Origin of the sequence: Pseudomonas sp. HMWF006, assembly GCF_003061205.1 — a bacterium.
In the GTDB taxonomy this organism is placed as follows: Bacteria; Pseudomonadota; Gammaproteobacteria; order Pseudomonadales; family Pseudomonadaceae; genus Aquipseudomonas; species Aquipseudomonas monsensis.
Window position 1 is genome coordinate 7,679 of sequence record NZ_QAIU01000586.1, and the last position, 8,494, is coordinate 16,172.

An 8,494-nucleotide genomic window follows, 5' to 3' on the forward strand; every position below is an offset into this window, starting at 1 on the left:
GACTGGAACGCCATCGACGAAGTGTTCCTCGGTAGCGCCAACCAGGCCGGCGAAGACAACCGCAACGTCGCGCGCATGGCGCTGCTGCTGGCCGGCCTGCCGGAAACCGTGCCGGGCGTGACCCTCAACCGTCTCTGTGCATCGGGCATGGACGCGATCGGCACCGCGTTCCGCGCGATTGCCAGTGGCGAGATGGAGCTGGCGATTGCCGGTGGCGTCGAGTCGATGTCCCGGGCGCCATTCGTGATGGGCAAGGCTGACGCGGCGTTTTCGCGCAACATGAAACTGGAAGACACCACCATCGGCTGGCGCTTTATCAACCCGTTGATGAAGGCCCAGTACGGCGTCGACGCGATGCCGCAGACCGCCGACAACGTGGCCGATGACTATAAAGTCTCGCGCGCCGATCAGGACGCTTTTGCTTTGCGCAGTCAGCAACGCACCGCCGCCGCGCAGGCTGCCGGCTACTTCGCCGAGGAAATCGTCGAAGTCCGCATCGCCCACAAGAAGGGCGAAACCGTGGTCAGCCAGGACGAACATCCGCGCGCTGAGACCACCATTGAAGCGCTGAGCAAATTGAAACCGGTCAACGGCCCGGACAAAACCGTCACCGCCGGCAACGCCTCCGGCGTCAACGACGGTGCTGCGGCGCTGATTCTCGCGTCGGCTGAAGCGGTGAAGAAACACGGCCTGACCGCCCGCGCCAAAGTGCTCGGCATGGCCAGTGCCGGCGTCGCGCCACGGGTGATGGGCATCGGCCCGGTGCCAGCGGTGCGCAAATTGACCGAACGTCTCGGCGTGGCAGTCAGCGATTTCGATGTGATCGAACTCAATGAAGCCTTCGCCAGCCAGGGCCTGGCGGTGCTGCGTGAGTTGGGCCTGGCCGACGATGCGGCGCAGGTCAACCCGAACGGTGGTGCGATTGCCCTCGGTCACCCGTTGGGCATGAGCGGTGCGCGCCTGGTGCTGACCGCGCTGCATCAACTTGAAAAGACCGGCGGCCGGAAAGGTCTGGCGACCATGTGCGTCGGTGTCGGCCAGGGTCTGGCCCTGGCCATCGAACGCGTCTGACGCAGCGCGTCGACTGATAAGAACAGAGGAAAGCGAAATGACTGACAAGCCTGGCTACCGTCGTCCGCAGGAAGGCACCCAGCCCGAGTACCTGCACCCGACGTATCAATCCACCAACCTGCGCTCGCCGTCCAAGCCGTTGGTGTTTCTGCCGCATTCGTTGTCGGAGATCACCGGTCCGACCATCGGCGCCGAACGCGTCGCTGACAAGGACAACGACCTGACCGCCCAGCACGACGGCGAACCGTTGGGCGAGCGCATCATCATTCACGGCCGCGTGCTCGACGAAAACGGCTTGCCGGTGCCGGGGATTCTGGTGGAAATCTGGCAGGCCAACGCAGCCGGCCGCTACAACCACAAGCGCGATCTGCACGACGCGCCGCTGGACCCGAATTTTACCGGCACCGGCCGCACCGTGACCGATGCCGACGGTTGGTATCAGTTCCAGACCATCAAGCCCGGCGCCTATCCGTGGGGCAACCACCACAATGCGTGGCGCCCGGCGCACATCCACTTCTCGCTGTTCGGGCCGAGCATCCTCACCCGTCTGGTGACGCAAATGTACTTCCCCGGTGATCCGCTGCTGGCCTACGACCCGATCTACAACTGCGTGCCGGACACTTCTGCCAAGGAACGTCTGATCGCCGCTTTCGATCTGGAAAAAACCATTCCGTCCTACGCCCTCGGTTACCGCTGGGACATCGTGTTGCGCGGCCGTGAAGCCACGCCGATGGAGAAATAAGATGACGCTGACTGCGACCACGTCCCACACCGTCGGGCCGTACTACCACATCGGCCTGACCTGGCTGAACCGCGAGAACCTCGCGGTTGAACAAACCCTCGGCGAGCGCGTGGCGATCACCGGGCAAGTGATTGATGGCAATGGCGATGTCGTCAATGACGCCATGCTTGAAGTCTGGCAGGCCAACGCCGCCGGCAAGTACGCGCACCCGGAAGACGAGCAGGACAAACCGCTGGACCCGCATTTCGAAGGGTTCGGCCGGGTGCCGGTGGACGCCGAGGGGCGTTTCCGTTTCACCACGATCAAACCGGGCACGGTCGAAGGCCTGAAGGGCTCGACCCAGGCACCGCATCTGGTGGTGCTGGTGTTTGCCCGTGGCCTGGTGAAGCATTTGCTGACACGGATCTACTTTGAAGGCGAGCCGGCGAACGTTGCTGATCCGCTGCTGGAGTGTGTACCGGCCGAGCGTCGCGCGACGTTGCTGGCCAAGCCGGATGCGGCGGGGGTTTATCAGTGGAATGTGATTTTGCAGGGCACTGAGGCGGAGACGGTGTTCTTCGATTACTGATCGAAATCCCATTCCAAGGGAGTGAGTTTGTGGTGAGGGGATTTATCCCCGACCGAGTGCGCAGCGCTCGCAAAACCGGTAAATGCACCAGGTCTGTTGCTTCGTGATTATCCGTTTTGGGGCTGCTTCGCAGCCCATCGGGGATAAATCCCCTCGCCACATAGTTCACTCCTGCAAGGGAACTGTGTTGGATGTATCTGTGGAACGGGACTGTTGCAAAGTGTGTCTAGACTCTCACCTGTCCCTTCAGAGTAAAAAACAATGACAACTACCACCGCTGATTACACTGGCGAGGAGCGCAGCAAGCGCATCTTCGCGATTGTCGGTGCCTCGTCCGGCAACCTCGTCGAATGGTTCGACTTCTATGTCTATGCCTTCTGTGCGATCTATTTCGCCCCGGCGTTTTTCCCCTCCGACAATCCCACGGTGCAACTGGTCAACACGGCCGGGGTGTTCGCCGCCGGGTTCCTGATGCGCCCGATTGGGGGCTGGATTTTCGGTCGGCTGGCGGACAAGAAGGGCCGCAAGACTTCGATGATGATCTCGGTGCTGATGATGTGCTTCGGCTCGTTGCTCATCGCCTGTTTGCCGACCTATTCCAGCATCGGTGTCTGGGCGCCGCTGCTGTTGCTGTTTGCCCGTCTGCTGCAAGGTTTGTCGGTGGGCGGGGAGTACGGCACCACCGCGACCTACATGAGTGAAGTCGCGCTCAAAGGCCAGCGCGGCTTCTTCGCCTCGTTCCAGTACGTGACCCTGATCGGCGGGCAACTGCTGGCGGTGTCGCTGGTGGTGATCCTGCAGCAGTTCCTCAGCGAAGACGAACTGCGTGCCTACGGCTGGCGGATTCCGTTTGTGGTCGGTGCGGTGGCGGCGGTGATTTCGTTGTTCCTGCGTCGCTCCCTGAAAGAAACCAGCAGCAAGGAAATGCGCGAGAACGAGGACGCCGGCAGTATCCGCGCACTGTTGCGCGATCACAAAGCCGCGTTCATCACCGTGCTCGGTTACACCGCCGGTGGCTCGCTGATTTTCTACACCTTCACCACCTACATGCAGAAGTATCTGGTGAATACCGCCGGTATGCATGCCAAGACCGCCAGCTACATCATGACCGGCGCGCTGTTCCTGTATATGTGCATGCAGCCGCTGTTCGGCATGCTTGCTGACAAGATCGGTCGACGTAATTCGATGCTCTGGTTCGGCGCGCTCGGTACCCTGTTCACGGTGCCGATTCTGTTGAGCCTGAAAAGCGTCAGCAGCCCGATTCTGGCGTTTGTGCTGATCACCGTGGCGCTGGCGATCGTCAGTTTCTACACCTCGATCAGCGGCCTGGTGAAAGCCGAAATGTTCCCGCCGCAAGTGCGCGCCCTTGGCGTCGGCCTGGCCTACGCCGTGGCCAACGCGATTTTCGGCGGCTCGGCGGAATACGTCGCCCTGAGCCTGAAAGCCGGGGGCATGGAAAACGCGTTCTACTGGTACGTCACGGTGATGATGGCAGTGGCGTTTTTGTTCAGCCTGCGCTTGCCGAAACAGGCCGCGTATCTGCACCACGATCTTTAACCCGATGGGCGCGGGCCGCCACGGCCCGCGCCGGCAAGGATTTTTATGACTCAGCGACCGGGCAATCAATTGTTCGATGCCTACTTCACTGCCCGCGATATGCGTGAGGTGTTCTGCGATCAGGGCCGCGTGCAGGCGATGCTCGACTTCGAAGCTGCACTGGCGCGGGCCGAAGCACGGGTCGGGGTGATTCCGGCGTCCGCCGTTGCCCCGATTGGCGCTGCCTGTAACGCCGGTCTGTATGACTTCGCAGCACTGGGTGAGGCCATCGCCACGGCAGGGAATTCGGCGATTCCGCTGGTCAAGGCGTTGGGCAAGCAGATCGCTGCCACCGACGCTGCAGCAGAACGCTATGTGCACCTGGGTGCCACCAGTCAGGACGTGATGGATTCGGGGCTGGTGCTGCAAGTGCGTCAGGCGCTGGAGTTGATCGAAAGCGATCTGGCGCAACTGGCGGATGCGCTCGCGACCCAGGCACAGCGTTACGCCACCACGCCACTGGCCGGCCGTACCTGGTTGCAACACGCGACACCGGTGACCCTCGGCATGAAGATCGCCGGCTGGCTCGGGGCGGTGACTCGCAGCCGTCAGCGTCTGCGTGAACTCAAGCCGCGCTTGCTGGTGCTGCAATTCGGCGGTGCATCGGGGACGCTCGCGGCGCTCGGCGAGCAAGCGTTGCCCATCGCACAAGCCCTGGCCGAAGAACTGCACCTGACGCTGCCCGAGCAACCGTGGCACACCCAGCGTGATCGCATCGTCGAGTTCGGTGCGGTACTCGGCTTGATCGCCGGCAGCCTTGGCAAGTTCGGCCGCGACATCAGTCTGTTGATGCAGACCGAAGCGGCGGAAGTGTTCGAGCCGTCGGCGCCGGGCAAGGGCGGTTCTTCAACCATGCCGCACAAGCGCAATCCGGTGGGCGCGGCGGTGTTGATCGGCGCGGCGACCCGGGTGCCGGGGCTAGTCTCGACGCTGTTCAGCGCCATGCCTCAGGAGCACGAGCGCAGCCTCGGTCTCTGGCATGCCGAGTGGGAAACCTTGCCGGAGATCTGCTGCCTGGTGTCCGGTGCATTGCAACAAGCGCAATTGCTCGCCGCTGGCCTGGAAGTCGACGCCGCGCGCATGGCGCGCAACCTCGAATTGACCCAAGGGTTGGTGCTGGCCGAAGCGGTGAGCATCGTGCTCGCGCAACGGGTCGGTCGCGACACCGCGCACCACTTGCTCGAACAATGCTGCAAGCGGGCAGTGGCCGAACAACGGCATTTGCGTGCGGTATTGGGTGACGAACCCAAGGTGACTGCCGAGTTGAGCCACGCCGAACTCGATGATCTTTTGAATCCCGCCCATTACCTCGGCCAGGCGCAGGTCTGGGTCGAGCGTGCGGTGGCCGAACACAACGCTTTGACTGTCTGAAGGAGAGGGCTGTGGCTTTCGTTCAACTCGCCGATGGCGAACTGCACTATCAACTGGAGGGGCCGGCCGAGGCGCCGGTGCTGGTGCTGTCCAACTCACTGGGCACCGACCTGCACATGTGGGACGCGCAGATGCCGGCGTTCACCGAACACTTTCGCGTGCTGCGTTTCGATACGCGTGGCCACGGCCAGTCGCTGGTGACAGCGGGGCCTTACAGCATCGAACAACTGGGCCGCGACGTGCTGGGTCTGCTCGATGCATTGCACATCGAGCGTGCGCATTTCTGCGGGCTGTCGATGGGTGGTTTGATCGGCCAGTGGCTGGGGATCAACGCCGGGCATCGTCTGCACAAATTGATCGTGTGCAACACCGCGGCGAAGATCGGCGACCCGTCGGTGTGGAACCCGCGCATCGAAACTGTGCTGCGTGATGGCCCGGCAGCGATGGTCGCCCTGCGTGATGCGTCGATTGCGCGCTGGTTCACCCCGGACTTTTCGGCGGCCGATCCGGCCGCGGCGAAGAAAATCACCGACATGCTCGCGGCCACCTCGCCTGAAGGTTACGCAGCCAACTGCGCGGCGGTGCGCGATGCCGACTTCCGTGAACAGTTGGCCTCGATCAACCTGCCGCTGCTGGTGATTGCCGGCACCGAAGATGCGGTGACACCGCCGTCCGGCGGGCATTTCATTCAGGCACATGTGCGCGGCGCCGAGTACGCCGAGTTCTATGCGGCGCATTTGTCCAACGTGCAGGCCGGTGCGGATTTCAGTGATCGCGTGCTGGCGTTTTTGCAGGCTCAGTGAGGAAGTGTTTGTGGACGAGAAACAACGTTACGACGAGGGCATGCAGGTTCGCCGTGCGGTGCTGGGCGATGCGCATGTCGATCGCAGCCTCACCACCCTGACCGAGTTCAACTCGGAGTTTCAGGAAATGATCACCCGCCACGCCTGGGGCGATATCTGGACACGTCCCGGGTTGCCGCGACATACCCGCAGCCTGATCACCATCGCCATGCTGATCGGCATGAACCGCGAGGGCGAACTGAAACTGCACCTGCGGGCGGCGGCCAATAACGGCGTGAGCCGTAGCGAGATCAAGGAAGTGATCATGCAGAGTGCGATTTATTGCGGGATTCCGGCGGCCAATGCGACGTTCCATCTGGCCGAATCGGTTTGGGATGAGCTAGGCGTCGAATCCCGGGAATAACGGCGCCATCGCTGGCAAGCCGGCTCTCACAGGTTTTCGGGTGTACACAAAAATGGTGTTCACTGAACATCGCTGTCGGAGCTGGCTTGCCAGCGATAGCGGTAGGTGCCTTGATGAATTAAACCCTGGCCACAATGAAAATCCGCTTGAACGGAAACAGCGTATTGCCGTTTTTCTCCTGCGGATAATGCGCATGCACGCGCATCATGAAGTGGTAGATAAACCGCGCCTGTTCTTCTGAGTTCAGCGCCTGCATCACCGACCGCAGCGCCGACACCTTTACCCAGTCATAAATCGGCGACTTGCCGTCCACCACCTGCAGTTGTTCGGTTTCCCAGATATCCAGCGACGTGGTCAGTGGCGCCAGCAAGCGGTAGTAATCTTCCAGCGACAGCAACGGTCGCGCGGCCATGCGCTGGCGCAATTGCGCAGTGCCCAAGGGCGTGTGGCCTGGGCCTGAGTCCTCAAGCGTGTCGAGCATCAGGCGATACCACAACGCATCGCGCCAGTCCGGCATATGTGCCGCCAGACAGCCGCCGGGGCTGAGATGGCCCAGCAAACGGGGCAGCAACTGTTCGTGGTCACCGATGAAGTGCAACACCGCCGCCGCGAGCAGCAGGTCGGCGGGTTGTTCAGGTTGCCAGTCGAGCAGGTCACATTGTTTCCACAGTGCGCTGATTGGCAGGCAACGCGCCTCTTCGAGCATCTGTGCGGAACTGTCGACGCCATGCAACTGCGCACGCGGCCAGCGTTCGGCCAGCAGTTGCGTCGCAATGCCGGTGCCGCAACCGAGGTCGTAAATGCATTTGGGGTCGTCCAGTTCGACACGGTCGAGCAATTCGTTGACCGGGCGTTGCCGGTGGCTGGAAAACTGCTGGTACGCCTTGGCGTCCCAGTCGGGCACGGTGTAGAAACGGGTGATCATGAGGTGGTCCTCCGATGATCAGCAGTGTCTTCCGATGACAATCTGGCCAAATCTTGAGGACCAACAACTATGGGTAGCGGAAGCGGGGTGAGTGTGGCGCCTGAGTCCTTCAGGTTTTTCTTACTTTATCCGAGGCCTCGCGATGTGCCACAGATCCTGACGGATGGCACCGACCCTGTAGGAGTGAGCCTGCTCGCAAGGGCGGTAGATCAGTCACCAACAGTGTTGGCTGGTATGCCGCCTTCGCGCGCAGGTTTACTCCTGCAAGGGGTTAGAGCAGGCTGATCGGATAGCTGACGATCAGGCGATTCTCGTCGAACTCGTTGTTGCTGAAATCGCGACGCATGGTCGAGTTGCGCCACCGCACGTTCAGGTCCTTGAGCGTGCCGCTTTGCACGGTGTAACCGAGTTCCGATTCGCGACCCCATTCCTTGCCGTCGGTGATGGTTCCGGTGTGTACGTTGTCGCCGCTGATATAGCGGTTCATCAGCGTCAGGCCGGGAATGCCCATGGCGGCGAAGTTGTAGTCATGGCGCAATTGCCAGGAGCGTTCTTGCGCGTTGTCGTAGCTGGCGTTGTAGCTGTCGTTGGCCAGGGTGCCGCCACTGGTACCGTTGACGCGCATCCAGGCGCTGTCGCCGGTGAGTTTCTGCAGGCCGAGGTAAAAGGTGTTGCCGCCGTAGCGGGCCGAGAACATTCCGGACCAGGTTTTGTTATCGAGGTCACCGGCGCGGGCGCTGCCGTCATCCTTGCCATAGAAGAACCCGAGGTTGGCCCCCAGCGTCCAGTCGCCGAGTGGCTGGCTGTGAATCAGGTTGACGTATTGCTGGCTGTAGATGTCCTTGAGCTCGGCGTTCCACAGGCCGATCTGCGTGCGTTTGTCGTTGAAAACGTATTCACCACCCTGGAAGTTGAAGCGATCGGAGGTGAACGCCGCTTTGCCGGTCATCGACATGTCGCTCATGCTGCTGTCGTCGCGCGGACTGTTGGCGCGGAACTGCCCGCCGTAGAGGGT

At 61.8% G+C, this 8,494-nt stretch carries 9 protein-coding genes; 7 read left to right on the forward strand and 2 right to left on the reverse strand.

Annotated elements, in window-relative coordinates:
* The 7 genes from pcaF to pcaC all read left to right on the forward strand — a co-directional run.
* Window positions 1-1,071: 3-oxoadipyl-CoA thiolase (pcaF, locus tag DBR24_RS27045; protein ID WP_256591888.1), on the forward strand; the 1,071-nt coding region annotated here is incomplete at its 5' end.
* Between the two features lie 37 nt (window positions 1,072-1,108).
* Window positions 1,109-1,813, forward strand: a complete 705-nt coding sequence (gene pcaH, locus DBR24_RS27050) for a protocatechuate 3,4-dioxygenase subunit beta (protein ID WP_123465327.1) — start codon at window positions 1,109-1,111, stop codon at window positions 1,811-1,813.
* A 1-nt stretch (window position 1,814) separates the two neighbouring features.
* Window positions 1,815-2,381 carry a protocatechuate 3,4-dioxygenase subunit alpha gene (gene pcaG / locus DBR24_RS27055; protein WP_123465329.1) on the forward strand — a complete coding sequence of 189 codons (567 nt, stop codon included), beginning with the start codon at window positions 1,815-1,817 and terminating at the stop codon, window positions 2,379-2,381.
* Window positions 2,382-2,642: 261 nt separating this feature from the next.
* Entirely contained in the window at window positions 2,643-3,938 is a 1,296-nt protein-coding gene (locus DBR24_RS27060; RefSeq protein ID WP_128616246.1) for an MFS family transporter, read from the forward strand.
* Window positions 3,939-3,983: 45 nt separating this feature from the next.
* Window positions 3,984-5,348: a 3-carboxy-cis,cis-muconate cycloisomerase gene (locus DBR24_RS27065; RefSeq protein ID WP_128616247.1), complete on the forward strand. Its 1,365-nt coding sequence runs from the start codon at window positions 3,984-3,986 to the stop codon at window positions 5,346-5,348.
* An 11-nt stretch (window positions 5,349-5,359) separates the two neighbouring features.
* A complete protein-coding gene (gene pcaD, locus DBR24_RS27070) occupies window positions 5,360-6,151 on the forward strand; it encodes a 3-oxoadipate enol-lactonase (RefSeq protein WP_128616248.1) in 792 nt (263 codons plus the stop codon).
* Window positions 6,152-6,161: 10 nt separating this feature from the next.
* Window positions 6,162-6,554 carry a 4-carboxymuconolactone decarboxylase gene (pcaC, locus tag DBR24_RS27075; protein ID WP_095113833.1) on the forward strand — a complete coding sequence of 131 codons (393 nt, stop codon included), beginning with the start codon at window positions 6,162-6,164 and terminating at the stop codon, window positions 6,552-6,554.
* A gap of 118 nt (window positions 6,555-6,672) precedes the next feature.
* On the opposite strand, the gene DBR24_RS27080 is transcribed toward pcaC, so the two are convergent.
* Window positions 6,673-7,479, reverse strand: coding sequence for a methyltransferase domain-containing protein (locus DBR24_RS27080; RefSeq protein ID WP_128616249.1), 807 nt, complete (start codon window positions 7,477-7,479; stop codon window positions 6,673-6,675).
* Between the two features lie 271 nt (window positions 7,480-7,750).
* A partial coding sequence (locus DBR24_RS27090) for an OprD family outer membrane porin (RefSeq protein ID WP_256591890.1) occupies window positions 7,751-8,494 on the reverse strand: 744 nt, incomplete at its 5' end.